This window comes from Blastococcus sp. SYSU DS0619, from assembly GCF_054051035.1.
Genome location: NZ_JBJHAM010000002.1, coordinates 33,699 through 58,025, shown reverse-complemented (window position 1 = coordinate 58,025; position 24,327 = coordinate 33,699). Strand labels below are relative to the sequence as shown.

At 73.0% G+C, this 24,327-nt stretch carries 28 protein-coding genes; 4 read left to right on the top strand and 24 right to left on the bottom strand.

Going from position 1 to position 24,327, the window contains the following annotated elements; translation table 11 throughout:
* Positions 1-41: 41 nt before the first annotated feature.
* The 24 genes from fliN to ACI79T_RS02750 form a co-directional block, all read right to left on the bottom strand.
* On the bottom strand, positions 42-785 hold the full coding sequence (gene fliN, locus ACI79T_RS02865; RefSeq protein WP_456608540.1) for a flagellar motor switch protein FliN: 744 nt from the start codon (positions 783-785) through the stop codon (positions 42-44).
* On the bottom strand, positions 782-1,765 hold the full coding sequence (locus tag ACI79T_RS02860) for a flagellar motor switch protein FliM (RefSeq protein WP_456608539.1): 984 nt from the start codon (positions 1,763-1,765) through the stop codon (positions 782-784). Before ACI79T_RS02860 ends, fliN begins: the two co-directional genes overlap by 4 nt.
* A 177-nt stretch (positions 1,766-1,942) precedes the next feature.
* Positions 1,943-2,425 (bottom strand): flagellar basal body-associated FliL family protein, encoded by a 483-nt coding sequence (locus tag ACI79T_RS02855; protein ID WP_456608538.1) that lies wholly within the window; start codon positions 2,423-2,425, stop codon positions 1,943-1,945.
* Positions 2,422-3,321 carry an OmpA/MotB family protein gene (locus ACI79T_RS02850; protein ID WP_456608537.1) on the bottom strand — a complete coding sequence of 300 codons (900 nt, stop codon included), beginning with the start codon at positions 3,319-3,321 and terminating at the stop codon, positions 2,422-2,424. The genes ACI79T_RS02855 and ACI79T_RS02850 overlap by 4 nt, the downstream gene beginning before the upstream one ends.
* Positions 3,322-3,346: 25 nt before the next feature.
* On the bottom strand, positions 3,347-4,117 hold the full coding sequence (locus tag ACI79T_RS02845) for a motility protein A (protein ID WP_456608536.1): 771 nt from the start codon (positions 4,115-4,117) through the stop codon (positions 3,347-3,349).
* A 3-nt stretch (positions 4,118-4,120) separates the two neighbouring features.
* Positions 4,121-4,405, bottom strand: a complete 285-nt coding sequence (locus tag ACI79T_RS02840; RefSeq protein WP_456608535.1) for a flagellar FlbD family protein — start codon at positions 4,403-4,405, stop codon at positions 4,121-4,123.
* 164 nt (positions 4,406-4,569) lie between these two features.
* Positions 4,570-5,811 carry a flagellar hook protein FlgE gene (locus ACI79T_RS02835; protein ID WP_456608534.1) on the bottom strand — a complete coding sequence of 414 codons (1,242 nt, stop codon included), beginning with the start codon at positions 5,809-5,811 and terminating at the stop codon, positions 4,570-4,572.
* Positions 5,812-5,863: 52 nt separating this feature from the next.
* A complete protein-coding gene (locus ACI79T_RS02830; protein ID WP_456608533.1) occupies positions 5,864-6,286 on the bottom strand; it encodes a flagellar hook assembly protein FlgD in 423 nt (140 codons plus the stop codon).
* Between the two features lie 17 nt (positions 6,287-6,303).
* Positions 6,304-7,662: a flagellar hook-length control protein FliK gene (locus tag ACI79T_RS02825; protein ID WP_456608532.1), complete on the bottom strand. Its 1,359-nt coding sequence runs from the start codon at positions 7,660-7,662 to the stop codon at positions 6,304-6,306.
* Positions 7,659-8,612 (bottom strand): transglycosylase SLT domain-containing protein, encoded by a 954-nt coding sequence (locus ACI79T_RS02820; RefSeq protein WP_456608531.1) that lies wholly within the window; start codon positions 8,610-8,612, stop codon positions 7,659-7,661. Before ACI79T_RS02820 ends, ACI79T_RS02825 begins: the two co-directional genes overlap by 4 nt.
* Positions 8,600-9,082 carry a flagellar export protein FliJ gene (locus ACI79T_RS02815; RefSeq protein WP_456608530.1) on the bottom strand — a complete coding sequence of 161 codons (483 nt, stop codon included), beginning with the start codon at positions 9,080-9,082 and terminating at the stop codon, positions 8,600-8,602. The genes ACI79T_RS02820 and ACI79T_RS02815 overlap by 13 nt, the downstream gene beginning before the upstream one ends.
* Entirely contained in the window at positions 9,052-10,362 is a 1,311-nt protein-coding gene (locus ACI79T_RS02810) for a FliI/YscN family ATPase (protein ID WP_456608529.1), read from the bottom strand. Before ACI79T_RS02810 ends, ACI79T_RS02815 begins: the two co-directional genes overlap by 31 nt.
* Entirely contained in the window at positions 10,359-11,117 is a 759-nt protein-coding gene (locus ACI79T_RS02805) for a FliH/SctL family protein (RefSeq protein ID WP_456608528.1), read from the bottom strand. Before ACI79T_RS02805 ends, ACI79T_RS02810 begins: the two co-directional genes overlap by 4 nt.
* 211 nt (positions 11,118-11,328) lie before the next feature.
* A complete protein-coding gene (gene fliG / locus ACI79T_RS02800; RefSeq protein WP_456608527.1) occupies positions 11,329-12,363 on the bottom strand; it encodes a flagellar motor switch protein FliG in 1,035 nt (344 codons plus the stop codon).
* A 20-nt stretch (positions 12,364-12,383) separates the two neighbouring features.
* Positions 12,384-13,973 (bottom strand): flagellar basal-body MS-ring/collar protein FliF, encoded by a 1,590-nt coding sequence (gene fliF / locus ACI79T_RS02795; RefSeq protein WP_456608526.1) that lies wholly within the window; start codon positions 13,971-13,973, stop codon positions 12,384-12,386.
* Positions 13,973-14,287 carry a flagellar hook-basal body complex protein FliE gene (locus ACI79T_RS02790; RefSeq protein WP_456608525.1) on the bottom strand — a complete coding sequence of 105 codons (315 nt, stop codon included), beginning with the start codon at positions 14,285-14,287 and terminating at the stop codon, positions 13,973-13,975. The genes fliF and ACI79T_RS02790 overlap by 1 nt, the downstream gene beginning before the upstream one ends.
* Complete coding sequence (gene flgC / locus ACI79T_RS02785) at positions 14,287-14,691, bottom strand: flagellar basal body rod protein FlgC (RefSeq protein ID WP_456608524.1); 405 nt, start codon at positions 14,689-14,691, stop codon at positions 14,287-14,289. Before flgC ends, ACI79T_RS02790 begins: the two co-directional genes overlap by 1 nt.
* A 1-nt stretch (position 14,692) precedes the next feature.
* The gene (flgB, locus tag ACI79T_RS02780) at positions 14,693-15,040 is read right to left on the bottom strand and encodes a flagellar basal body rod protein FlgB (protein ID WP_456608523.1); all 348 of its coding nucleotides are present in this window, start codon (positions 15,038-15,040) and stop codon (positions 14,693-14,695) included.
* 361 nt (positions 15,041-15,401) lie between these two features.
* Entirely contained in the window at positions 15,402-16,493 is a 1,092-nt protein-coding gene (locus ACI79T_RS02775; RefSeq protein WP_456608522.1) for a glycosyltransferase family protein, read from the bottom strand.
* A 144-nt stretch (positions 16,494-16,637) separates the two neighbouring features.
* Positions 16,638-17,066 (bottom strand): hypothetical protein, encoded by a 429-nt coding sequence (locus ACI79T_RS02770; protein WP_456608521.1) that lies wholly within the window; start codon positions 17,064-17,066, stop codon positions 16,638-16,640.
* Complete coding sequence (gene fliS / locus ACI79T_RS02765) at positions 17,063-17,449, bottom strand: flagellar export chaperone FliS (RefSeq protein WP_456608520.1); 387 nt, start codon at positions 17,447-17,449, stop codon at positions 17,063-17,065. The genes ACI79T_RS02770 and fliS overlap by 4 nt, the downstream gene beginning before the upstream one ends.
* A 48-nt stretch (positions 17,450-17,497) precedes the next feature.
* Entirely contained in the window at positions 17,498-18,853 is a 1,356-nt protein-coding gene (gene fliD, locus ACI79T_RS02760; protein WP_456608519.1) for a flagellar filament capping protein FliD, read from the bottom strand.
* A 123-nt stretch (positions 18,854-18,976) separates the two neighbouring features.
* Positions 18,977-19,810 carry a flagellin N-terminal helical domain-containing protein gene (locus ACI79T_RS02755; protein WP_456608518.1) on the bottom strand — a complete coding sequence of 278 codons (834 nt, stop codon included), beginning with the start codon at positions 19,808-19,810 and terminating at the stop codon, positions 18,977-18,979.
* A 131-nt stretch (positions 19,811-19,941) separates the two neighbouring features.
* Positions 19,942-20,838, bottom strand: a complete 897-nt coding sequence (locus tag ACI79T_RS02750) for a sigma-70 family RNA polymerase sigma factor (protein WP_456608517.1) — start codon at positions 20,836-20,838, stop codon at positions 19,942-19,944.
* Positions 20,839-21,077: 239 nt separating this feature from the next.
* Here ACI79T_RS02750 and ACI79T_RS02745 point away from each other — a divergent pair, with 239 nt between their 5' ends.
* The 4 genes from ACI79T_RS02745 to fliW are packed head-to-tail and all read left to right on the top strand — an operon-like array spanning position 21,078 to position 24,322.
* Positions 21,078-21,590, top strand: a complete 513-nt coding sequence (locus ACI79T_RS02745) for a flagellar protein FlgN (RefSeq protein ID WP_456608516.1) — start codon at positions 21,078-21,080, stop codon at positions 21,588-21,590.
* Between the two features lies 1 nt (position 21,591).
* Complete coding sequence (gene flgK, locus ACI79T_RS02740) at positions 21,592-22,992, top strand: flagellar hook-associated protein FlgK (protein ID WP_456608515.1); 1,401 nt, start codon at positions 21,592-21,594, stop codon at positions 22,990-22,992.
* Between the two features lie 5 nt (positions 22,993-22,997).
* Positions 22,998-23,879: a flagellar hook-associated protein FlgL gene (gene flgL, locus ACI79T_RS02735; protein ID WP_456608514.1), complete on the top strand. Its 882-nt coding sequence runs from the start codon at positions 22,998-23,000 to the stop codon at positions 23,877-23,879.
* Positions 23,879-24,322, top strand: a complete 444-nt coding sequence (gene fliW, locus ACI79T_RS02730) for a flagellar assembly protein FliW (protein ID WP_456608513.1) — start codon at positions 23,879-23,881, stop codon at positions 24,320-24,322. Before flgL ends, fliW begins: the two co-directional genes overlap by 1 nt.
* Positions 24,323-24,327 lie beyond the last annotated feature (5 nt).

Sequence of the window (24,327 nt, the reverse complement as noted above, 5' to 3'; positions counted from 1 at the left end):
GACGACCGCGGAGACCCCCGGACGTGGGGTGCGAGGGTCGCTCATGAGGCCGCGGCTCCCAGCTCCGCCGCAGCGTCGGTCACGATCTCGCTGATCCGCAGCCCGAAGTCCTCGTCGACCACGACCACCTCGCCGCGGGCGATCAGCGTGCCGTTGACCAGCAGGTCGGCCGGCGCGCTGGCGGCGCGGTCGAGCTCGACGACCTCGCCGGGGTGCAGCGAGAGCAGCTCCTGCACGGTCATCCGGGTGCGCCCGATCTCGACGGTGACCTCCATGGCCACGTGCCGGAGGAGCTCGAGGCTGCCGCGCTGGTTGCGGGCGGCGGGGAGGGTGACCTGGAGGGCGAGCGTCGCCTGGTGCTCGCCGTCGGCCAGGAGCGGGACGGCGACGAACATGCCCTTGTCGCGCAGCCCGTCGAGCGCGGCGACCGGCTCCTCGGTGCGCTCGGCGGCCACCCGCACCCGGCCGAGGGCCGCGGCGGCCGCCTCGAGGGCCGGGCGCAGCGCGGCGGCGACGTCCATCTGGCCGACGGGTGAGTTCTGCAGGGCGTCGACGACGTCACCGGAGATCACCAGGACGACGTCACCGGAGACCTCGCCGGAGAGCCCGGCGGTCACCGCGACGGCCGCGGCCGGGGGCAGGGGGACCGTGTCGGGATCGCTGACCGGGGCGCCGGCCGTCAGCACGGAGGTCGAGGGGACCAGGGCTGCGGCCGCGCGGGCGGCCGCGGCGACGACCGCCGTGACGGTCTGGGAGTCCTGCGAGTCGGTGCGGGGCGCGGTCATGCGGAGTCCTTCGCGGCGTGCGGAGCGTGCGGGGTGGGGACGATCGAGGCGGCGAGTCGGCGCCGGTGGTTGCTGGCGATCGCGTAGGCGAACGTCGTGTCGTTGGTCGTGACCTCGAGCGGGCTGTCCCGGGGGTGGCGGAGCAGCAGGACGTCGTCGACGGCGAGGGACAGCAGGTCGGAGGAGGAGACCGTGAGCGGGGCGAAGCGCACGCTCACGTCGACCGGCACGAAGTTGAGCCGGGCGGCCAGGGCCTCGCGGGCCCGCTGCCGCTTGCGCAGCGCGGACTCCGACAGCTGCGGGGACGCCGCGTTGTTGAGGGCCGGGGCGAAGGAGGAGAACGGCAGCACGACCGTCGCCTCGCCCTCGCGGCTCCCGACGGCCATGGCGAAGGTGGCCACCATGACGGTGTCCGAGCCGGCGGCGGCCTGGGCGAGCTGGGGGTTGTACTCGCGGCCGACCAGCACCGGCTGGATCTCGGTGATGGTGCCCAGCGAGGTGGCGAACTCGTCGAGCAGCCGCTCCAGCAGGTGGTTGGTGATGGTGGTCTCCATCGCCGTCATCGGCCGGTTCGGCTGGTTGGCGTTGCCCGATCCGCCGAGCATGTGGTCGACCATCGCCATCGCGATGTCGAGCGGGAAGGCGAGCAGTCCCTTGCCGGCCAGCGGCTCCATGGTGAACGTCGAGATGAAGCAGGGGTTCGGCAGCGTCCCGATGTAGTCGTCGTAGGAGAACTGCTCGATGCTGCTGAGCTCGAGGCGGGCGCCGGCGCGGAGGAACGTCGTCAGGATCGTCGTCGCCTGGCGGGCGAAGTCCTCCTGGGCGATCTGCATGACCCGGACGTGCTCGCGGGAGAGCTTCGTCGGGCGGCGGAAGTCGTAGGTGCGCGGCTCCCCGCGGCGGCTGCGTCCGCTCGGGCCGGCGGCGGGTGCCGGGGCCGGGGCGGCGGCCGGAGCCGGTCCGGTCTCGGGGGTGGTCACGCAACCTCTCATCGGCGGAGAGCGGGACCACCCTGACCGGGCGCCGAGCGGCGACCGTGCCGCCAGGGAGTGGCGTGACGGGTGGGGCGCATGGTGCGCGTCAGGGGTGCCCTCCGTGACCGGAGGGCACCCCTGCGTGGTCGAGCTGCCGCGGCGCGAGAGCGCTGCGGCCCGAGGTCACTGGGTGACGTACTCGGTGTAGTAGATCCCCATGACGGTCGCGTGGCCGTCGCTCGTGTAGGCCTCGACGATCTTGGCCTGCAGCGACTCCTTCAGTGCCTCGCGGGCACCGGTGACGTCGGCCGGCGCGGCCTGGGAGAACGTGGAGATGATCAGGTCCATGGCCTTGGTGCCGTCGACGCCGCCACCGCCGTGCCCGTCGCCGGCGGCGGCCCCCTCCTCGGTCAGCTCCAGCGCGACGCCGATCTTCAGGTACCCGCCGCCGGCGAGGTTCACCGCCACCGCGTCCAGGGGGAGGTAGGTGCCGCTGGACACCGGCTCCACGGCCTCGGCCTCGCCCGAGCTGGCGAAGAGGAAGAAGTACGCGGCGCCGGCTCCGGCGAGCAGTACGACGGCCAGGACGAGGAAGAGCTTCTTCTTCCCGCCCTTCCCCTCGGTCTCCTCACCGTCGACGGGGGCGTTCTTGTCCTTCTTGCTCATTCGGGGTCTCCCTGGTTGGCGGCGTCGATGCCCGGCAGGAGGGCGTTGGCCTCCGCGGAGGCGGTGGACAGGACGACGACGTCGACGCGCCGGTTGACGGTGACGGCGTTGGGGTCCGACTCGGGCACCAGCGGCCGGGTCGAGGAGTAGCCGGTGGCGGACATCCGCGGCTGCGGGACGCCCTCGCCGGCGAGGTACCGCAGCACGGTGGTGGCGCGGTAGGTGGACAGCTCCCAGTTCGACGGCCACTGACCGCCCGGGGTGACCGGGAGGTGGTTGGTGTGGCCCTCGACGCCGAGCTGGTTGGGCAGTTCGGTGACGGCGGGGGCGACGGCGGCCAGGATCGCGCGGCCCTCGGGCCGCAGCACGGCCGCCTCCGCGTCGAAGAGCACCTGGTCGGCCACGATGTGCACGACCAGGCCGCGCTCGTCGATCTCGTACCGCGCGGCGCCGGCGTACCCCGCCTGCGCGAGCGCTGCCTCGATCTTCTCGCGGGCCGCCGCCAGCTCGTCGTAGGCGGCCGCGGCCTCGGCGGCGATCCGCTCGGCGCGCTCGGCGGCGGCCTGGGCCGCCGCCTGGTCGACCTGCGCCTGCTGGACGGTCGGGTCCGGCGGGATCGCGGACGCGATGTCGATCACGCCCGGCAGCCCGTCGAGCACCGACCCCTCGGGCGTGGCGCTGGTCTGCACGCTGACCGGGGTGCCGAAGGCGTCCGCCATGCCCTTGGCGAGGGCGGCGAACTTCTGCTCGTCCACCTTGCTCATCGCGAAGAGCACCACGAACAGCACGAAGAGCAGCGTCATCATGTCGAAGGCGGACACCAGCCACCGTTCGTGGTTCTCGTGCTCCTCGTGCTCCTCGTGCTTCTTGCGGCGACGGCCGTGACCGGCGCTCACGAGCCGGCCCCGGGGGCTACGGGCCTCACGCCGCCTCCTTGGCGACGGAGCCCGGCGGCACGAGGGAGGTCAGCTTGAGCCGGACGGCGCGCGGGCTGGTGCCGGCCTGGATCTCGGCGATGCCCTCGACCAGCAGCTCCATCTGCGCGGCCTGCAGCTCGCTGACCCGGATGATCTTGGCGCCCATGGGGAGGAACCAGAAGTTGGCGGCCATGACGCCCCACAGAGTGGCGATGAACGCGGCGGAGACCATCGGGCCGAGCGTCTCCGGGTTGTTCAGGTTGCCCATCACGTTCATCAGGCCGACGATGCAGCCCAGGATGCCGATGGTCGGCGCGTAGCCGCCCATGTTGTTCATGAACTTGGCGGCGACCTTGTCCTCGGCCTTCTTGGCCGCGATCTCGCTCTCCAGGACGGCGCGCAGCTCCTCCGGGTCGGTGCCGTCGATGCCCATCTGCAGACCGCGCTTGAGGAACGGGTCCTCGATCGCCTTGACCTGCGCCTCGAGCGCGAGCAGCCCCTCCTTGCGGGCCTTCTCGGCGAGGGTCACCAGGGTCTGGATCTGGTCGGTCGGCGGCGGCACCTTGGCCGGCATCACGGCCATCTTGAACCAGCTGCCGACCTTCTTCAGGTCGTCCATCGTCTGGCTGGCCGCCGCCGCACCGAAGGTGGCGATGACGACCAGGACGATTGCCGGCAGGAAGATCAGCGTTGTCGGGGAGACGCCCTCGAGGACCATGAAGACGCACAGGGCGACGACGGAGATGGCGAAGCCGATCAGGGTGGCCGGATCCACGGGTCAGCGCTCCTCTCGGATCGGGAAGGGCACGACCGACGAGTCGGTGACCTGCTGCTGCTCGGGGACGTGCGGACGGTAGGTGCCGCGGTCCATCGCGTAGGAGATGGCGAGGATGCCGGCGCGGTACTCGCAGATCTCCTGGAGCACCTCCTCCACGCTCTCGCGCACCACGTACTTCGTGCCGTCCACCAGGAAGGCCACCGTGTCGGGGTGGGCCTCGACCTTCTCGATGAGGTCGGGGTTGAGCGCGAACTGGTCGCCGTTCAGGCGCGTCACTCGGATCACGGGTCGGTCCTCTTGCTCGGTGGGGCCCGTGCAACGGGCAGCACTGTTGTCATCGGCCCCGGAACGGGCTTCCTTGAGCCGAAACCCCCTGGCCGGGGGCGTGTGACGGACGGCCCGGTCACCCTTCCGGGTGACCGGGCCGTCGGCCGGTGGAGCGGGGCGCGTCAGCGCTTGAGGTTCACCAGGTCCTGGAGGATCTCGTCCGATGCGGTGATGACGCGGCTGTTCGCCTGGAAGCCGCGCTGGGCGATGATCAGGCTGGTGAACTCCTCGGAGAGGTCGACGTTCGACATCTCCAGCGCTCCGGAGACCAGCGAGCCCCGGCCGCCGGCGCCGGCGATGCCGATCATCGCGACGCCGGAGTTGTCGCCCACGCGGAAGGAGGAGTTGCCGGCCTTCTCCAGGCCGCTGGGGTTGTTGAAGGCGGCCATCGCGAGCTGGCCCAGCGGCTGGCGGAGGCCGTTGGAGTAGACGCCCATGATCGTGCCGTCGTTGGAGAGCTGGAAGGACTGCAGGGAGCCCAGCGCGAAGCCGTCCTGCTCGGGGGCGGTGACCTCGCTCGAGCCGGCGAACTGGCTGATCGAGGCGAGGTCGACCGCGACCGGGCCGGGCCAGCCGGCGGCACCGGGGGCGAACGAGATGCCGCCGGTGGGTGCGGTCATGTTGCCGGCCGTGTCGAAGGTGACGGTGCCGTCGAAGGCGGAGCCGTCGGCGTTGGTCAGCGTCAGCGCCGCGCCGCCGTTGTTCTGGACGGTCAGGCCCCAGGTGTCCGCGGCGGTCTTGGTGAAGGTGTAGGTGACCCGCTGCTCGACGCCCTGGGCGTCGTACATCGTGGTCGGCGTCTGCACGAAGGAGCCGACCGCGGCCGCCGCGTTGAGGTTGCCCTCCAGCTGGCCGGCCGTGGTGGCCGACGGGTTGACGATCTGGCCGTAGGGCACCAGCAGGTCCTGGATCGGGCCGTTGGGGTTGATGACACCGTCCGCGTCGGCCACCCAGCCCTGCAGGATGCTGCCGTCCGGGGTGACCAGCCGGCCGCTGGCGTCGAAGTCGAACGAGCCCGCCCGGGTGAACAGCTGCTCGCCACCGGCGCCCCGGGTGACGAAGAACCCGTCGCCCTCGATCATGAAGTCGGTCGAGCGGCCGGTCGACTGGGCCGCGCCGTTCGTCCAGTTCGTGGTGATGCCCGCGAGCTTGACGCCGAGACCGATCTGGGCCGGGTTCGTGCCGCCACGGTCCGCGGCGGGGGCGCCACCGGCGCGCACCACCTGGGAGAGCGTGTCCTGGAAGACGGTGGAGCTGCTCTTGTAGCCGACGGTGTTGACGTTGGCGATGTTGTTGCCGGTGACGTCCATCTTGGTCTGGTGGGCGCGCAGACCGGAGATGGCGGAGAACATGGAGCGGAGCATCGGGGGGTCTCCTCCGGGTGGTGGCTCGGGGTGGGGGTGCGGTGGGCGTCGGTCAGCGGGTGCCGACGTCGGTGATCCGGCCGAGCGGCACGGCGACGCCGCCGACGGTGGCCACGGCCTCGACCGTGTCGGTGCCGAGGCGGACCGAGCTGACGACGCCGGTCAGGGAGGCACCGGTCGTGTCGGTGTAGGTGACGGTCTGGCCGACCATGGCGCCGGCGCTGCTCGATCGCTGCAGCGCCAACATGGAGGCGTTCTGCTTGGCGATCTCCTCGAGCTTCTCCACCTGGCTGAAGGTCGCCGTCTGCGCCATCAGCTGGTTGGTGTCGGCGGGGTTGCCGGGGTCCTGGTACTTCATCTGGGCGACCAGGAGCTTGAGGAAGGTGTCCTTCCCCATCTGGTCACCGCGCTCCACGGCCTGCGTGGCCGTGTACGTGGGCCCGGTCGGAACGGATCCGCTCACTGCGTCCGGCATCGGTGGTCGGTCTCCTCTCAGGCGAGCACGTCCACGCCGGACGACGTGGATCGGGTGGCGGGCTGGTTCGGGCGCCCCTCCTCGCTATCGGCAGCCCGCGCCCCGGACCGGACCTGCTCGCCGGCCTGGCCGCGCGCTGCACCGCGGTCGCCGGAGGCCTGCTGCTCGGCGGCGTGCCGGGCGAGCCAGGAGCCACCGGCGTCGGCGTCGACCTCGACCCGCGAGGGGCTCAGGCCGGCGGACTCCAGGTCGCGGCGCAGTTCGGGCAGCGCGTCCAGGAGCGCCGCGCGGCCCAGTTCGGAGGCGCCGCGCAGGGTCAGGTCGAGGCTGCTGCCGCTGACGGTCACCTGGACCTCGACCGGGCCGAGGTTGTCGGGGGTGAGCACCAGCGTCATCGTGTGCGAGCCGTTGCCGGCGCCGCTGAGCACCGCCACCTGGCGGGCGACCTGCCCGGAGACCGGCAGCGAGGCAGCCGTCCCGGTGGCCGCCTCGGCCTCGGCCGGAGCCGGCACGGCCGCGGTCGCCGGGAGGCCGGCCGGGGCGCCCCCGGCCGGGGACGTGACCGGTGCCGCGGGCGCCGAGGCCGGCTCCGCGGTGGTCTCCGTCCCCGGCACGGGAAGGGCGGGGGAGCCCTGGCCCGGCTCGCCGTCGCCCGGCCCGCCGGAGCCCGGTGCGGTGGAACCCGGGGCGGTGGAACCCGCCGGGAGGACCGGTGCGGGTGCGCCGGCGGACGGCCCGGTCCCGGCCGTGGTGGCCGGGCCGGTACCGGCCGGCAGCGGGCCGGCCGGCTGCTCGGCGCCACCGCCGCCGGTCGCCGTCGGGACGGTGACCACGGTCAGCGCCCCGGCGACCGCACCCGCGGTGCCCGGGAGGGCGCCGGCAGGGGTGCTGCCCGCGGCCGCGCCCGCTGCCGGGGCGGCGCCGGTGGGCACGGTCGCGGCGGGGACCGGGCCGTCCCCGGCCGTGCCGCCCGGAACAGGTGCGGACAGCACCGCGTCGGCCGCCACGGCCCCCACCGGGAGGACCCCGGGCAGTCCGGCGGCCGCCGGGTCGGTGGGGACGGGGCCGCCCGTCGCCGGGGTGGCGGTCGCGCCGAGGGCCAAGGCCCACAGCGCCGCGGCCACGCCCGCGACGGCGGGGTCCACCACGGGGACCGCGCCGTCGGCAGGCAGCTCGGTCTCGTTCCCGGTCGCCGGACCACCGGAGGACTGCTGCCCGCCGTCGGTCCCGGCGTCCCGGGTGACGCCCGAGCCGCCGGCCAGGGCGCCGTCCAGGGCGGACGCGAAGGGCGCCGCGCTGTCGGTGGTCCCCCCGGCGGAGGACGCCGTCGACGCCGCGCGCGCGGCCGGGACGGTGGACGTCACAGGAGCTGTCATCGGTAGGCCTCTGCCTTGCTCAGCACGGAGCGGACGTAGTTCTGGGTCTCCGGGTAGGGCGGGATGCCCCCGTAGCGGCTGACCGTTCCGGGGCCGGAGTTGTAGGCCGCCAGCGCCAGCTCCGTGGAGCCGAACTGCTTGGTCAGGCTGCTCAGGTACTTCGCGGCGCCGTCGATCGCGGAGGCCGGGTCGAGCGGGTCGACGCCCAGCCCCCGGGCGGTCGCCGGCATGAACTGCATGAGGCCCTGGGCGCCGGCCGGCGAGACGGCCGAGGTGTTGAAGCCGCTCTCCTGCGAGGCGACCGCCGCCAGCAGCGCGGCGTCGGTCCCGTGCTTGCTCGCCGCACGGGCGAACAGGTCCGAGTACGGGACGCCGGCGAGCGCGGAGCCCGTGGGGCCCCCCGTCGGCGCAGCGGCCGCCGCCTCGGGGAGGACCCGCCGGATCGCGGTCGGGGTGCCGACGTCGCGGATCCCCACGGTGCCACCGGGCTTCGGCGAGTCGATCATCTTGCCGTTGCCGAGGTAGATGCCCACGTGGTCGACCCCGGGTCGGTCCGGGGAGTAGTCGAAGAAGACCAGATCACCCGGGCGGGCGGAGTCCAGCGAGGCGACGGCCTTGCCGGTGGTCGCCTGCTGGGAGGAGGTACGCGGCAGCTCGATGCCCAGGTTGCCCATGACCAGCTGGGTGAAGCCGGAGCAGTCCAGGCCCTTGCTCGGGTCGGTCCCGCCCCACAGGTACGGCACGCCGAGGTACTTCTGCGCCTCGGCGACCACGGCGCTCTGCGACGCGGTGCCCCCGCCGGTCGACCAGGTGCTGACCGACGAGGTGCCGGACAGGCCCGCGGCGCTGGCCGCCGATGCCCAGGCCGCGGACGTCGCGGCGGTGGCGGTCGGCTGGAACCGGGCGTGGATCTCCGAGATCCGCGCCTGGACAGCGGTCAGTCCGTCCATGCCGTCCCCCTCGACGTGCTGGTGCCCCGACCGGCCCGGCCGGTGACCAGGTCGTCGGCGGCGCGTTCCCCGGCGACGTCGGCGGCGTGCTGCTGGGCGGCCCGGTGCCGCTCGGCGAGCCGCTCCAGGGCCTTGGTGCGCTGCGCGGCCGCGGTCCACTCGGCGCGGACGGCCTCGGCCTGCTCCGCCTGCGCCGTGGCCAGGGCCCGGGCGTCGGCGGCGTCGGTGGCGGCCGTGCGCAGCAGCACCATGGCCGCCACGAAGGAGCCGGCCGGGAGCGACGCCGGCAGCACCGCACCGGACAGGGCCGTCTCGTACTCGGTCGCCCGCTGGGCGGCGTCGGCGGCCGTGTTGGCCGCGGCGGCCGCCGCCGCGGCAGCGGTGCGCTCCTCGGTCCGGCGCAGCTCGAGGACCGGCTGCAACCGGAAGGCCGCGCGCTTCACCCGCTCCTCACGATCCGCTGCAGCCACGCCCACGCCTCGGCGGGGGAGGTGGACTCGCCCATCGGCTGCTGCAGGAACGCGTCGATGCCGGGCGCCAGCTGCCGGGCACGGTCGACCAGCGGGTCGCTGCCGGCCTGGTACGCGCCGATTTCGATCAGCTCGCGGACGTCGCGCAGCGCGCCCATGAGCCGCCGGATCTCCCGCGCGTCGGCCATCTGCGCCGGCGGGACCACCGCACCGGCGACGCGGGAGATCGACTCCAGCACGTCGATGGCGGGGAAGTGCCCGGTCGTGGCCAGCTTGCGGGTGAGGACGATGTGCCCGTCCAGGATCGAGCGGGCGGTGTCCGCGATGGGCTCGTTGTGGTCGTCGCCCTCGACGAGCACGGTGTACAGGCCGGTGATGGAGCCGGTGGCGCCGGTGCCGGCCTTCTCCAGCAGCTGCGGCATCATCGCGAAGACGCTCGGCGGGTAGCCGCGGGTCGCGGGCGGTTCCCCGGCGGACAGGCCGACCTCGCGCTGGGCCATCGCCGTGCGGGTGATGGAGTCCATCAGCAGCAGGACGTCGCGGCCCTCGTCGCGGAAGGCCTCCGCGATGCGGGTGGCGACGAACGCGGCCTTGAGCCGCACCAGCGGGGGCTCGTCGGAGGTGGCGACGACGACGACCGTGCGGGCCAGGCCCTCCGGGCCGAGGTTCTCCTCGATGAACTCGCGCACCTCGCGGCCGCGCTCGCCGATCAGGCCGATGACCCGGACGTCGGCGTCGGTGCCGCGGGTGATCTGGGCGAGCAGGCTGGACTTGCCGACGCCGGAGCCGGCGAAGATGCCGAGGCGCTGGCCCTTGCCGCAGGGGACGAGGGTGTCCAGCGCGCGGACGCCGAAGGTGAGGGGCTCCTCGACGCGGGCGCGGGAGAGCGCGTGCGGGGTCTGCGTCTCCAGGTCCACCCAGTCGACCAGGCCGCCCAGCGGCGGACCGCCGTCCACCGGGCGGCCGAGGCCGTCGAGGACCCGGCCGAGCAGCGCCTCGCCCACCGGCACCTGCAGGGGGCGGCCGGTGGCACGGACGCGGGCGCCGGCGTGGATGCCGGAGAGCCCGCCCAGCGGCATGCAGGTGAGGCGGTCGCGTCCGACGGCGACGACCTCGGCGAGCAGCGGCTTGTCGGCCGGGTTCACCTCGACGAGGTCGCCCACGGCCGCGCTGACGCCGTCGACGCTGAGGGTCAGGCCCATGGCGCCGGTCACCGCGCCGGTCACCTGCGGGCGGGCCGCCGCGCGGGCGCGCTCCAGGAGCACGGGGGAGACGGTCATGATGCGAGCACCGCCTGGACGCGCTGCAGCGCCGAACTCAGCTGCGCGTCGACCCGGCGGGGGCCGGAGTCGGCGATCGCCCCGGCCCGCTCCACGGACGGGTCGGCGACGACGCGCACGCTGTCGGGCAGCTCCGCGAGCGCCTCGGCGGGCACCTCGGCCAGGTCGTCCGGGTGCAGCCGGACGATCGCCGGGGCGTCGGCCGGGCAGAAGGTCAGGGCCCGGCGGATCGCGTCCATGACCGGATCGGCCGCCAGGGCGAGCTCGCGGTCGAACAGCTGCTCGAGCAGGGTGAGCACCGTGCCGACGATCGAGTCGCGGATGTCGTCGGCCACCGGGCGGGCGGTCTCGTCCAGCTGCCGGGTCGCCGCACCGAGCGCGGCGGTGGCGGAGACCAGGCGGCGCTCCCACCGCGCCTGCACCTCGGCGAGGCGCTGCTCGGCGGCGCGCTCCGCCTCGGCGACGACGGCGTCCGCGGCCAGCAGACCCTCGGCGTGGCCGATGGCGAAGCCCTCGGTGCGGGCCTGCGCCTGCAGCCGGGCGAGCTCCTCGGCGTAGACCTCGCCGAGCCGGAACGACGGCTTGCTGCCGGCGACCGGCTGGTCCTCGGCGCGGCGCACCGTCGTCCGGCGCTCCACCGGCGAGGGCTGGAACGGGATGGCGGGGGAGGGGGCGGGCGCCGGTGCCGGCGGGGACGCCGGCAGCACGGCTTCCGGGCGGGCGACCGGCACAGCGGCCGCGCCGCGCTCGGCCATGACCTCCCGGTAGGGGCGGGCCAGCGCGGCGGAGCCTCCGCGCAGGACCGCGCCCTCACGCAGCGCCCATGGGCGTGACTCCGCACCACGGTCCGCTCCTCGCACCCCGCCCAGGGCGCCTCCGCGGTTGCTCCGCTCCTCGCTCGCAAGCTCGCTGCGATGCTCGCTCCCTGTCGTCGCCCGCCTCGCTGCGATGCTCCCGAGGCTGTCGTCACGCAACGAACTCATCGTCCCCACCGCGGTTGATGGTCAGCACACCCTGCTCCTCGAGGGTGCGGATGACCGCGACGACCTTGGCCTGCGCCTCCTCGACGGTGCGGGTGCGGACCGGGCCGAGCAGCTCGATCTCCTCGGAGAGGTTCTCGGCGGCACGCTCGGAGAGGTTGCGCTTGATCTTGTCCTGGACGTCGGGCCGCACGCCCTTGAGCGCGGTGGCGAGGTCGTTGGCCTCCACCTCGCGCAGCACCAGCTGCAGGGAGCGGTCGTCGATGGTGACGATGTCCTCGAAGACGAACATCTGCGAACGGACCTCGTCGGCCAGCTCCGGGTCGGTGCTGTCCAGCCACTCCAGGATGGAGCGCTCGGTCGGCCGCGGGGAGCGGTTGATGATCTCGACGAGGGTCTCGACGCCACCCACGGTGGTCATGTCCTGGTGCGCCAGGATCGAGCCCATCCGGCGGCCGAGCTCCTCCTCCACCAGCCGCACCATCTCCGGCGACGTGCGGTCCATGGTGGCGATCCGGTGGGCGACCTCGGCCTGCTGCTCCGGGGCGAACCCCGAGAGCACCTCCGCGGACTGGGCGGCCGTCAGGTGGGCGAGCACCAGCGCGATGACCTGCGGGTGCTCGTCCTTGAGGAAGGTGACCAGCTGGCGGACGTCGGCGTTGCGCAGCGAGGCGAACGGCACCTCGGTGTAGACGACGTTGAGCCGGGACAGGATGCCCTCGGCCTTGTCCTGGCCGAGCCCCGCGGCGAGGATCTCGCGGGCGAACTCGACGCCGCCGCGGCCGACGAACTGCTGCGCGGTCATCAGGTGGTGGAACTCGCGCATGACGCCATCGACGTCCTCGAGCTCCACGGAGCCGAGCTTCATCAGCTCGCGGGTGAGCGCCTCGACCTCGCGGGGGCGCAGCTGGGCGAGCAGGACGCCGGCCTCCTCCTTGCTCATCTGGGCGAGGAACACGGCGGCCTTGCGCAGGCCGGGCAGCTCGGGGCGCGGCGGCGCGGCGACGGCCGAGCCGGGCATCGTGGGAATGCTGGCGAGGGTCATGGCTTGGTCTCGCCCAGCCAGCCGCGCAGCATGGCCGCGACCTCGTCGGGACGTTCGCTGACCATGGTCGAGATCTCCCCCCGCACCTTCGCCCGTTCGACGGCTTCCAGCTCCAGGGCCGCGTTGTCCGGCGCGACCTCCTGCCGGGTGCTCGCCACGCGGAGGCGGTCGAGCTCGGCGAGCACGTCGTCGTCGAACTCCAGCTCCTCGTAGTCCTCCTCGTCGTCCTCCCGGCGGCGCGAGCGCAGCCAGACGATCAGGACGACGAGGGCGATGCCCGCGGCGATGCCGCCGGTGCGGATCATCGACCACATCTGCGCGCTCGCCTCGGCCTCGCGGGCGGCCTCCATCGCCGCGGCGGCGTTCTCGGCCGCGGTGGCGTCGAAGGGCAGCGAGGCCACCGTGATGTCGTCGCCGCGCGCCTCGTCGAGGCCGACGGCGGTGACCATGAGCTGGGTCATCTGCTGCTGGTTGAGGTTGCCGGCGACGGCGTCGTCCATGACGACGGAGACGGTCAGCCGGTTCAGCTCGCCAGGGGCCCCCTGCACGACCTCGGTCGTCTCCCCGACGGCGTTGTTGGCCGTCGTCGACTCCTTGGTGTACGTGGACTCGCCGCCGGCGTCGGCCGCGGCGTCGGGCATGTTCTCCGGGCCGAGGACGCCGCCGACCGGGGTGCCGGCACCGGTGTACTCCTCGATGTCCGTGCGCTCCGAGATCGGCGGGGTGCCCTCGTCGAACGTGTACGTCTTCGAGGTGGTGCTGCGCTCCGAGAGGTCGACGTCGGCGCGCACGGAGACGACGGAGCGGCCGGGGCCGACGACCGAGTCGAGGATCTTCTGCGCGCTGGCCGAGAGGCGGTTCTCGTACTCCTGCTCCACCTGCGAGCGGGCGTCGCCGGCGGCCGCGGTGACGCCCGTGCCGGCGGCCGAGAGCACCTGGCCGGTCGAGTCGGCCACGGTGACCTGGTCGGGCTCCATGTCCTGGATGCTGGAGGAGACCAGGTTGGTGACCGCCTGGATCTGCTCCCCGGAGAGCGTGGTGCCCGGCGTCAGGTCGAGCAGGACCGACGCGGTCGGCTCGGCCTGGTCGCTCACGAACACCTCGTCCTCGGGCAGGGCGACGTGCACGACGGCGGAGTTCACCCCCGCCAGCGCCTTGAGGGTGTTGGCCAGCTCGCCCTCCAGGGCGCGCTGGTAGGTGACCTGCTGCTGGAACTCGCTGGTGGTGATGCCCTGCTCGTCGAGCAGTGCGTAGCCGGTGTCCTGGCCGGCGGGCAGGCCCTCGCTGCTCATGGCGAGGCGCAGGTCGTAGACCGAGTCCTTGGCGACCATGATCGTGCTGCCCCCGTCGGCCAGGTCGTAGGCGACGCCCTGGGCGTTGAGCTCGTCGACGATCGCTGCGGCGTCGGCGGCGGCGAGGTTGGAGAACAGCGGGGCCTGGGTGGGCGTGGTGATCCAGGTGTAGAAGAAGACGCCGCCGAGGGCCAGCCCGGCGAGCAGCAGGCCGATGACGACCTTCTGCCCCAGGCTGACCGTGTCGAACGTGGAGCGGGCACGCTCCAGCGTCCCGGCGAGTGCGGACTTCATCAGATCTGCATCCTCATGATCTCGGTGAAGGCCGAGACGGCCTGGTTCTTGAGGGTCACGACCATCTCGAGGGCCACGCCGGACTCAGCGCTGGCGATCATGTAGTCGTGCACGTCCGCCAGGTCGCCGGTGGCGGCCTGCACGGCCAGGTCGGAGGTCACCGACTGCTTGGCCTGGAGGGCGTCGAAGGTGGAGGCCAGGACGGCGGCGAAGCCGTCGGTGCCCTCGGTGGCGGTGGTGCCCCGGGTGCTGCCGGCGACGCCGGTGACCGCACCGACGCCGACCGGCGTGATGCCGCCGAGCGGGATGGTCATCAGCGCTTCCCGAGCTGCAGGGCCGCCTGGTAGGCGTTGGTGGCCCGCTCGACGACGGCGAGGTTCGCCTGGTAGCCGCGCTGGGCCATCATCATGGAGGTCATCTGGTCTCCCAGGTCGATGTCGGGGTACTTGACGTAGCCCTCGGCGTCGGCGAGCGGGTGGGTGGGCTCGTACACCATGCGGCCCTCCGGGTCGCCGAACTCGGCGCGGGCGACGCGGACGCCGCCCTCGCCGCTGCCGTAGTCCACGGCCTGGGCCACGACGAGCCGCGCCTGGAAGGCGTCCTCGTCGGTCCGCCGGACCGTGTTGATGTTGGCGATGTTGTCGGCGGCGGCGTCGAGCCACTTCCGGTGGGTCATCAGCCCGGACTGGGAGATGCTCAGAGCCTGGAACATGCTCATGTCAGGACGTCCTCAGTGCCGTGCGCATCGAGTTGTACTTCCCGTCGAGCGCGGTGAGCGCCAGCTGGTAGCGGAGGCCGGTCTCGGTGGCGATCACCGTCTCCGCGTCCAGGTTGACGTTGTTGCCGTTGGTGTTGGTCGGCTCCAGCGAGCGGACGGTGGTGCCGCCCGTGACCGCCGGGGTCGATCCGCTGCTGATGGCTCCGCGCAGCGACGTCTCGAAGTCCGTCCGCCCGGCCAGGAAGCCGGGGGTGTTGACGTTCGCGATGTTGTCGGCGGTGACACGCTGCCGCTGTGCGAGCCCGGCGAGGGCCGCCTTGAGCACCGTCGACGTGGCGTCGGCGATCATCGACAGGCTTTCCGGCGGGTGGAGCAGGACACGATCGACCTCCGGGTAGGCGGAAGAGCACTCGCGAGCGAGTGCGGGGCCGCCGATCCGTGGCGAAAGTGGTGCTCTCCGTGCAGCTGCTACATCGGCAGCCGGCCGGTACCGGTTGACCGCCGTTCCGCCACGCGAGGGACGGCAGGTACCGGATGGGGTGACCGGTACGGATGTGACCAGCGGTGACCCGGGCACGTCGTGCGCCGACCGGGGCAGGGGAGTTGGCACCTTCCGCGCCGCGGGGCGGTCGTCGGGCCGCCGGGACCGCAGAAGAGCACAACGCCCCGCCGCCGGGGACCGGCGACGGGGCGTTGGTGTGCGGGTGGGGTCAGCGAGCGGCGGTGGCGAGCCGCCCGCCGCCGAGGGCGCGGGTGCGGTTGTCGCGGGCCGTCCGCCAGGCGGCGGCCCAGCGCTCGGCGGTGTGCTCGGTCAGGTGGTGGGCGAGCACGTGCTCGCGGGCCGCCGCGGCGACCTCCCGGCGGCGGTCGGCGTCCTGCACGCCGAGCGTGAGCCACTTCGCCCAGTCCTTGGGGGACCGGGCGGGCATCCCCAGGCCGAGCCGGTCGTACTCCTCCGTGCGTGCCCGCACGCAGTACACGCCCCGCGCCGAGTACTCGAGCGGCTTGAGCCAGCTCTTGCTCGTGTTGAAGCGGTCCACCCGCAGCGGGGCGATCCCGATGTCGAACAGCTCGCCCATCCGCGCCGCGTAGCCGTCCACGTCCATCACCCAGGGCACCTCGTCCGGCTCGTCCGGCAGCCCCAGGCGCTTCTTGATGTCCCACTTCTGGCCGAGGATGACCAGCCGGCTCCGGCCGCGGGTGCGGTCCAGCGCCTGCTGCAGCCCGGAGCCCATCTCCTGCAGGTCGTACGGGTGGCTCGGCACGCTGCCGGCCCAGCCGATGGTCACGGTGTCCGAGGTGCGCTCGTAGGCCGGCGGCAGCTCGGCGGTGCGGCGGGGGACCGCGTTCTCGACGACCACACCGCGGCCGTGCCGGGCGTACTCCTTCAGCAGCGCGGGCGTCGACGTGGTGACCAGGTCGGCCTCGCGGGCGGCCTGCGCCGCGAACTCGCTGCCGCCGGCCCGCACCAGGGCGTCGTGGCCCATGTGCCCGTAGGGGACCCCGGACAGCAGATCGTCCATCTCCACGACGACCGCCACCCCCTGCGCCTGCAGGATGCGCTGGACCTGCAGCATCTCGGCGGTCTTGGGCAGCTGGAGGACGACGACGTCGGCGCCCTGGGAGTCGACGTCGACGACCTCCATCGGTGCGCCTTCGGTCATCGCGCGCATGGTGGTGCCGATCCCGCGGGAGACGGCGACCTCGATGCCGAGCCCGGCGGCCTGGACCGCCCGGGCCGGCTCTTCGATGCGGTAGTACGTGGAGCCGGCTGCGATCGCGTGGGTGAGGAAGACGCGCATGGGAGAACCCTTCTGTGGAGGCCTGCTGCCGGTGGGGCGCGGGACGCCGCCCCGGCGTCGGGGCCGGTGCGCGCTCCTCTGTCATCGGCAGTCCGATCCCGGAAGGGTTCCGTCAGGACTGCTTTTCTCCGGCGGAGCTGACGGTCAGAGCGCCCGGTCGATGAACGAGGCCGGGGGGCGCTGGTCGCCGTAGGACATGCGCGCGGCGACGTCGCGCTGCTTCTGGGACTGGGTGATCCGCTCGACCAGAGCCTCGGCGACGGCCAGCTGGTGCTGGAGGAGTCGGGCGGCGCGCTCGCGCAGGTCTGCGGGCACCGGCCCGAGGTCGGTGGGGGGCACCCAGTCGGTGGCACGCCGGCCCCAGGCGGCGATCTCCTCGGCCCGGCCGCGGGCGAGGCTCTCCTGTGCATCGAGGACGTCGGCCTCGAGCTCGGCGAGGGCCGTGTGCCAGTCGGCGGGCTGACGCCGACCGCCGGAGGTCGAGCTGCCGGACGCGTTCGGCTGGGTGGCCGGCGTGTACGGACTCTGGCCGAAGCCCGCCGTGGCGGAGCCGCCGACCGGGCTCACGGTCACGACGGGACGCCGGCCAAGGACATGGCGGCCTGCCGCCATGCGTCGCGCAGCGGCTCGACGACCGCCCGGCAGGAGCTGATCCGGTTGGCGTCGAACTTGAGGTTGGCCTGGACGAGCTCGCTCATCAGCCAGTTGTAGAGGGCGGCCAGGCGGGGGCCGCCCTCCCACATGTCGACCTGCAGGCTCGACAGCAGCTCGAGGACGATCGCCTGGGCGTGCTGGAGCTCTTCGTTGACCCGGGCGCGGTTCCCTTCGGCGACCGCGACCTGGGCCCGCTCGAGGTCCAGGGCCAGCCGGTCGTAGAGCATCACCAGCACCTGCTGCGGCGAGGCGGTGGCGACGGCGTCGCCGAGGTAGCGGGCGCGGAGCGAAGCGGCACTCATCGGGAAGGGCTCCTGAGGTGAAGGGTCGAGCGGGTCGGGCGGGGGACGTCAGGCGGACGGCAGCGAGCCGAGCTGACCGGCCAGCCAGTTGGATTGGTTGGTAAGCGAACTCAGCGCGGTCTCCATGGCGGTGAACTGGCGGGTCAGGGCCACCTTGCGAGCGGCCAGCCGCAGATCCCAGTCCGCGATCCGGTCCTTGATGTCTTTCGCGAGGTTGTCCTGGCCCGTGGCCAGGGAGCCGAGCGTGCCGGTCGTCGCGTCCGAGGCGGCCTTGCTGACATCGCGGACCCGTGCGGCCAGGCCGGTGACGGCGTCGGGCTCGCCGGCCACGCCGGAGCCGGACACCATGCGCTGGGCGAGGTCGGGAGTCGCCGCGAGGGCGGCGGCGAACTTCTCCTTGTCGAAGGTGATCCGACCTTCACGGGTGGTCTGGAAACCGATCTGGGCCGGTGAGCCGTCGTCCCCGACCGCGTCGGAGACGGCCTGCAGCAGCTGGCCGGCGATGGACGTCACCGCGTACTCGCCGCGCAGCGCCGCCGTGCTGCCCGGCGTGTTGTCCGTGTAGGTCTTGATCGTCGAGAGGGCGTTGTTCACGGCGTCGACGAGCGCGGAGACCTTGGTGGCGACGGCGTCGGGGTCCGTGGCGATGGTGACGGTGACCGGGGCGGGCTCCTCCTTGGTCACCGTGATGGTGGCGCCGGGCAGGACGCCCTCGAACGTGTTCGTGGCCGAGCTGATCGTGTAGCCCGTCGTGCCGGCGGTCGTCCCGCCGACGACCAGCTCCGCGTTCTGGCCGGCGCTGGTGGCGCTGAACTCCGTGCCGCCGACGGAGAAGCCGGCGGCCGCGCCGGACGTGCTCGCGCTGATCTGGAGGGCGAACTGCCCGGGTGACACCTGCACGGCGGAGGCCTTCAGGCCGAGGGCGGTGTCGCCGTTGATCTTCGCCGCGACCTGCTCGAGGGTCTCGGTGCCGTCGAGCGTGACCGTGCCCTTGCTGGTGGCGCCATCGGCGGTGCGGATGTCGAGGCTGCTCAGCCCGGCGGCGGTGGTGGCGGTGTCCGGCCACCGGCCGGCGCTCGTCCAGGAGGCGGTGGTCGCGACCTTGGCGACGGTGAAGGTGAGGGAGCCCGGGGTGGCGTAGGAGGCGGTGGTGACGCCGACGGAGGACACCGTGCTGGTGGCCTTGGTGCTGGCGAACGACTCCGGCTTGAGCAGCGACTCGGCGCTGGTGGTGAGGGCCGCGAGCGCGCTGTTGACGGTGCGGTAGGCGCTGGCGGTGACCTGCGTGGTGGACAGCCGCGTCTTGAGCGAGTTCTGCTGCTGCGCCTCGAGCTGCAGCAGCTGGGTGATCATCGTGCCCGTGTCGATCCCGGACACCAGGCCGGTGTTGATGCTCATCGTCATGTCACTGGCTCCTGTGTCGACGGGATAGGGCCCCAAGCGAGTGAGGGGGGAGGCACGAGGGCCTCCCCCCTCACCCGGGGTGGTGCTGAGGGTCTGCGGCCTCAGCTACTCAGCTGATCGGGATCAGCGGAGCAGCGAGAGGACGCCCTGCGAGGCCTGGTTGGCCTGCGCGAGCATCGCGGTACCGGCCTGGGACAGGATCTGGGCGCGGGTGAACCCGACCATCTCCTGTGCCATGTCGGCGTCGCGGACCCGGCTCTCGGACGCGCTCAGGTTCTCGATCGAGACGTTGAGCGAGTTGATGGTGCTCTCGAAGCGGTTCTGCTTCGCACCGAGGCTGGCGCGGGACTCCGACACGTTCTTGATCTGCGTGTCGAGCGTCGCCAGGTCGGCCGTGGCACTGTAGGTGCCCGAGGCCGACATGTTGGTGGCCACGCCGGTGACCGCCGTGGCAACGTTGGTGACGTTGCTCAGCTCGACGGTCATCGTCTCGCCGCCGTTGGCACCCGTCTGGAACGACAGGCTGGATGCGCTGCCGTTCAGGAGCTTGGTGCCGTTGAAGTCGGTCCGGCCGGCGATGTCGGTCAGCGCACCGGCGAGCTCGGTGACCTCCTTGGCGATGTAGCCGCGGGCCTTGTCGTCCACGACGCCGCTGTTGCCCGCCTGGACCGTCAGGTCACGGACGCGCTGCAGGATCGAGTGCACCTCGGTGAGGGCACCTTCCGCCGTCTGCACGACGGAGACGCCGTCCTGCGAGTTGCGGACGGCGACCTTGAGGCCACCGACCTGCGAACGCAGGCCCTCGGAGATCGCCAGACCGGCCGCGTCGTCGGCGGCGCGGTTGATCCGGAAGCCGGAGGACAGCTTCTCGAGCGACTTGCTCATCTGGTTGTCGGTGATCGACAGGTTCCGGTGAGCGTTGAGAGCGGCAATGTTCTGGTTGATGCGCAGACCCATGATGTTCCTCCTTGGACGGGGTCGTACTCGGTCTCCCGCTGCATCCGTGCTGCGGGCCGTACATGAAAGGTCTTCGGCCGGGAGCGGGGGGCTCTTGAGCCGAGTGGACGATTTCTTTCCGGTCGGGTGTCTCAGGCCGTCCGGGCGGTGCGGTCATGGCCGGCCGGCCAGGCGGCAGGCTGCCGGGGGAGTGGCGCGCCGCTGCGCCCGGCCACCCGGTCGACGTAGGCCTTCTGCTGGTTGCGGGCCCGCACGCCGCCGTCGGGCGCGACCTGGCGGCCCTCCCAGACCTCGCTCATCGCCGCGTGCAGGAGGGTGAGGGCCCGGGCCCGCATCTGGGAGACCCGCGACAGGGTGACGCCCAGGTCCGCGGCGATGTCCGTCAGTGATTCATCACCGAAGAAATTCCGTTCCACGACCTCGTCGAGCCGGTCGGGGAGCGCGCGGATGGCGTCGTGCAGGTAGCGGGCGCGTTCGCCACGCAGGACCGCGCGCTCGGGGGACTCCCCGGTGTCGGGGAGGTCGAGAGGCGTCCCCTCGGGGCCGGCCTCGGCGTCGATGCTGACCATGACGGCCCGGTGGACGTCGACCTGCAGGTGGTCGAGCTCGCTGCGCGCGACGCCCATGCTCTGCGCGAGCTCCTCGCGCGTGGGCGGTCGGCCCAGGCTGACGGTCAGCGCGTCGGCGGCGGCGTCGGTCCGGCGGGCCGCGGCGCGCACCGACCGGCTGGCCCAGTCCCCCGAGCGCAGCTCGTCGAGGACCGCGCCCTGCAGGCGGGCCAGGGCGTAGGTGGCGAAGGAGGCGCCGGCGTCCGGGTCGAACCGGCGCGCCACCTCCACCAGGGCCACGTGGGCGCACGACAGCAGGTCCTCGCGGCTCACGTGGCCGGGCAGCGAGATGCGGGCGGCGACGGCGTTGACGGCGAACGCCGCCAGCGGGAGGTGCTGGGTCACCAGCGCGTCGACCTCCTGGGCGGACCGCCCCTTGACCGGGTGCGGCACCCGGCCGGTCTGGGCACGTTCGCGCATCGGCCGGTCGTGCGCGGACCGCTCACGGAGGGGGCGCTCGGTCGCGAGGGAACGGACTGGGGTCACGTCCGTATCTCTCGGCGGCCGGGGCCGGGATCGGCACCACCCGTCGGCACAAACTGCGCCGAACTTGAGAGCCAGTTCCGTACTTCGGCTCAACCCCCTCCGAGCGGGTGCCGATGGCAGCACCGACGGCGGTTGCCCCCGGATCCGTTCCCGGGCACCGCGAGCGAGCACGAGTGAGACGACGGAAGGCGGTGGACGGAGTGGACTACCAGCACCTGTCGACGATGCTGTGGCGGGAGCAGGAGCTCCTGGACCTGCTGCTCTTCAAGGCCGAGGAGAAGCAGTACCTGATCCTCACCGGCAAGACCCGCTGGCTGGCGCGCATCGCGCACGAGATCGAGGTCATCCTCGACCAGCTGCGCACCCTCGAGGTGGAGCGGTCGGCGGCCACCGAGGTGATCGCGGGCCGGCTCGGCCTGGCGACCAACCCGTCCCTGCGCCAGGTGGCCGACGCGGCGCCCGCGCCCTGGAGCGATCTCCTCGCCCAGCACCACGAGGCGCTCCTGGGTCTGATCACCGACCTGCGCAGCCTGTCCGACGCCAACCGGGAGCTCATCGAGGGCGGCCTGTCCGCCATCGGGGATGCGCTCCTGCAGACGCGGTCGTCGTCGGCCGGCACGTACGGGGCGACCGGCCGGCACTCCGACGGCACCCACCGTGCGGTCACCCTGGACGGAGCACTCTGACATGAGCACCTTCGGTTCCCTCAACACGGCCACCACGTCCCTGTGGGCCCAGCGCCGGGCGCTCGACGTCACCGGTCAGAACATCTCGAACGTCAACACCGACGGGTACTCCCGCCAGCGCGTCGACATGACGGCCATCGGCGGCAGCGCCGTCCCGGCGTTCTACTCCACGAGCAGCGGCATCGGTGGCGGCGTCAACGCCGACCAGGTGACCCGGATCCGGGACGCGTTCCTCGAGGGCCGCGGGCACACCGAGCACGCCAACAGCGCGCGGCTGACCGCCGAGACCGACACGTACACGCAGGTGGAGGCGGCGTTCCGCGAGCCCGGGACCACCGGTCTGCAGAACCTCATGGCGGACATGTGGAGCGGGTGGCAGGACGTGGCCAACAACCCGGCGGACCCGGCTGCCCGGGGCCAGGTGCTGAAGCGGCTCGAGACGCTGGTCGGCGGGCTGCACTTCAGCAGCGCGCAGCTGGACGGGCAGTGGCAGCAGACCCGCGAGAACCTCACCGTCCTCGTGGACGACGTCAACGCGGCGGCCGAGACCATCGCCCAGCTGAACACCGCGATCCTGCGCGCCTCGCAGAGCGGGCTGCCGGCCAACGACCTCACCGACCAGCGCGACCTGCTGGTCATGAAGCTCGCCGACCAGGTGGGGGTGTCGGTGCGACCGCGGGACGGTGGCGTCGTCGACGTGGTCGTCGGCGGTGTCACGCTGGTCTCCGGCGGGGCCGCGTCGAAGCTCGCGGTCCAGGGGACGGTCGACCCCGCCGGCACCGCCGGCGACCCGCCCCGCGTCGTCACCGCCACCGGGGGGCTCGCGGTGACCGTCGGTGGCACCGCCGGGGGGCAGCTGCACTCGCTCAACTCGATCCTCCCCACCTACCGGGCGGAACTCGACACCGTGGCCTCGTCGCTGGCCACCGCGCTGAACACCGCCCACGCCGCCGGCTACGACCTCGACGGCCTCGCGGGCGGCCCGCTGATTGGCTCCTCGGGCGGGCCGGTGACGGCGTCGTCCATCACCGTGGCCATCACCGAGCCGCAGAAGATCGCGGCGTCGTCCATCGGCCCCGGCACCGCGAACCTCGACAACGGCAACGCCGACAAGCTGGCCCAGCTGGGCACCGGCGTGGGCTCCCCGGACACGGCCTACCGCGCGATGATCGTCGAGCTGGGCGTCCAGTCCGCGGTCGCGCAGCGCAACCTCGACATCCAGACGGTCATCACCGGGCAGGTGGACGCCGCCCGGGAGTCCGTGGCCGGGGTGAACCTCGACGAGGAGATGACCAACATGCTGTCCTTCCAGCACGCGTACTCGGCCGCGTCGCGGCTGGTCTCGGCGATCGACGAGATGCTCGACGTCCTGATCAACCGCACCGGCCGCGTGGGGCTGTGATCTGAGTGCGCATCACGCAGAAGGCCGTCGCCCTCACCAGCCTGCAGGGTCTCAACCGCAACCTCGATACCTTCGGCAAGCTCCAGCAGCAGCTCACCTCGGGCCGGCTCATCAACGCGCCGTCCGACTCGCCGACCGGCACGAACAAGGCGATGCAGACCCGGTCGGAGCAGGCCGCCGTCGCGCAGTTCAGCCGCAACATCTCCGATGCCGACAGCTGGCTGTCGATCACCGACTCCACGCTGCAGAACATGCTCGACGTCACCCGGCGGGTCCGCGACCTCACCGTGCAGGGCGCGAGCACCGGCAGCTCCTCGGAGGCGAGCCGCATGGCGCTGGCCACGGAGGTCGCGTCGCTGCGGGAGAGTCTGCTGGGCCTGGCGAACACCAACATCCAGGGCCGCCCCCTCTTCGGCGGGGTGACCACCGGCACCACGGCCTACGACGACGCCGGCGCCTTCCAGGGCATCGCGGGTGCCGACGTGATGCGCCGCGTCTCGTTCACCGAGGAGGTCCGCGTGGATCTGACCGGCCCGGAGGCCTTCGGGCCCGCCGGTGACGACCTCTTCGCCGTGGTCGCCCGGATCGCCGACGACCTGGTCAACGACCCGGCCTCCCTCGACCAGGGGCTGGTGGACCTGGACGCGGCGATGAAGCGGATGCTCGGCGGGGTCGCCGACGTCGGCGCCCGGGCGGCCCGGATCGAGCGGGAGCAGCAGATCAACAGCGACCTGGCACTGACCCTGGAGACCCAGCTGGGCGAGGTCGAGAACGTGGACCTGCCGAACACGATCATGCGGCTGCAGATGCAGGAGGTCGGATACCAGGCGGCGCTGCAGGCGACGGCGAAGGCGATCTCGCCGACGCTCATGGACTACCTGCGCTGATGACCGTCCTCGCCGACAGCCCAGCGGTGGGTCCGCTGACGACAACACCGGCTCCGCCCCCGGTCCAGGTGCTGTCGTTCGCCGAGCCGCTGCCGGGGTTCCCCCGGTGGTCCGACTACGTCCTGGTCGCCGGGGACACCGCCGGGCTGCTCTTCTGGCTGCAGGCGGTCGCTCCCGACGGCCCCCGGTTCCTGGCCGTGCCGGCGAGGGAGTTCTTCCCGGAGTACGCGCCCGTGGTGCCGGCCGCGGTGCGGGCGGAGCTCGGGCTGGCCGACATCGCCGACGCCCGGGTCTACTGCCTGGTCAGCGTGCCCGGCGGCGACGTGGCCGAGGCGACGGCGAACCTGCGGGCTCCGGTCGTGGTCGCCCCCGCGACGCACCGGGCGCGGCAGGTCGTGCAGACCGACGGCGCCCTTCCGCTCCGGCGGCGCCTGCGCCGATAACCTCA

Coding starts and splice junctions, on each gene's coding strand:
- ACI79T_RS02790 (WP_456608525.1), bottom strand. CDS start 14,287: ATGACCATCCCGCTCGGCGGCATCACGCCGGTCGGCGTCGGTGCGGTC.
- flgC (WP_456608524.1), bottom strand. CDS start 14,691: ATGAGCATGTTCCAGGCTCTGAGCATCTCCCAGTCCGGGCTGATGACC.
- ACI79T_RS02855 (WP_456608538.1), bottom strand. CDS start 2,425: ATGAGCAAGAAGGACAAGAACGCCCCCGTCGACGGTGAGGAGACCGAG.
- ACI79T_RS02805 (WP_456608528.1), bottom strand. CDS start 11,117: ATGGCCGAGCGCGGCGCGGCCGCTGTGCCGGTCGCCCGCCCGGAAGCC.
- ACI79T_RS02830 (WP_456608533.1), bottom strand. CDS start 6,286: ATGCCGGACGCAGTGAGCGGATCCGTTCCGACCGGGCCCACGTACACG.
- ACI79T_RS02750 (WP_456608517.1), bottom strand. CDS start 20,838: ATGCGCGAACGTGCCCAGACCGGCCGGGTGCCGCACCCGGTCAAGGGG.
- fliW (WP_456608513.1), top strand. CDS start 23,879: ATGACCGTCCTCGCCGACAGCCCAGCGGTGGGTCCGCTGACGACAACA.
- fliN (WP_456608540.1), bottom strand. CDS start 785: ATGACCGCGCCCCGCACCGACTCGCAGGACTCCCAGACCGTCACGGCG.
- ACI79T_RS02825 (WP_456608532.1), bottom strand. CDS start 7,662: ATGACAGCTCCTGTGACGTCCACCGTCCCGGCCGCGCGCGCGGCGTCG.
- ACI79T_RS02820 (WP_456608531.1), bottom strand. CDS start 8,612: ATGGACGGACTGACCGCTGTCCAGGCGCGGATCTCGGAGATCCACGCC.
- fliS (WP_456608520.1), bottom strand. CDS start 17,449: ATGAGTGCCGCTTCGCTCCGCGCCCGCTACCTCGGCGACGCCGTCGCC.
- ACI79T_RS02755 (WP_456608518.1), bottom strand. CDS start 19,810: ATGGGTCTGCGCATCAACCAGAACATTGCCGCTCTCAACGCTCACCGG.
- fliD (WP_456608519.1), bottom strand. CDS start 18,853: ATGACGATGAGCATCAACACCGGCCTGGTGTCCGGGATCGACACGGGC.
- fliF (WP_456608526.1), bottom strand. CDS start 13,973: ATGAAGTCCGCACTCGCCGGGACGCTGGAGCGTGCCCGCTCCACGTTC.
- flgK (WP_456608515.1), top strand. CDS start 21,592: ATGAGCACCTTCGGTTCCCTCAACACGGCCACCACGTCCCTGTGGGCC.
- ACI79T_RS02810 (WP_456608529.1), bottom strand. CDS start 10,362: ATGACCGTCTCCCCCGTGCTCCTGGAGCGCGCCCGCGCGGCGGCCCGC.
- fliG (WP_456608527.1), bottom strand. CDS start 12,363: ATGCCCGGCTCGGCCGTCGCCGCGCCGCCGCGCCCCGAGCTGCCCGGC.
- ACI79T_RS02775 (WP_456608522.1), bottom strand. CDS start 16,493: ATGCGCGTCTTCCTCACCCACGCGATCGCAGCCGGCTCCACGTACTAC.
- flgB (WP_456608523.1), bottom strand. CDS start 15,040: ATGATCGCCGACGCCACGTCGACGGTGCTCAAGGCGGCCCTCGCCGGG.
- ACI79T_RS02835 (WP_456608534.1), bottom strand. CDS start 5,811: ATGCTCCGCTCCATGTTCTCCGCCATCTCCGGTCTGCGCGCCCACCAG.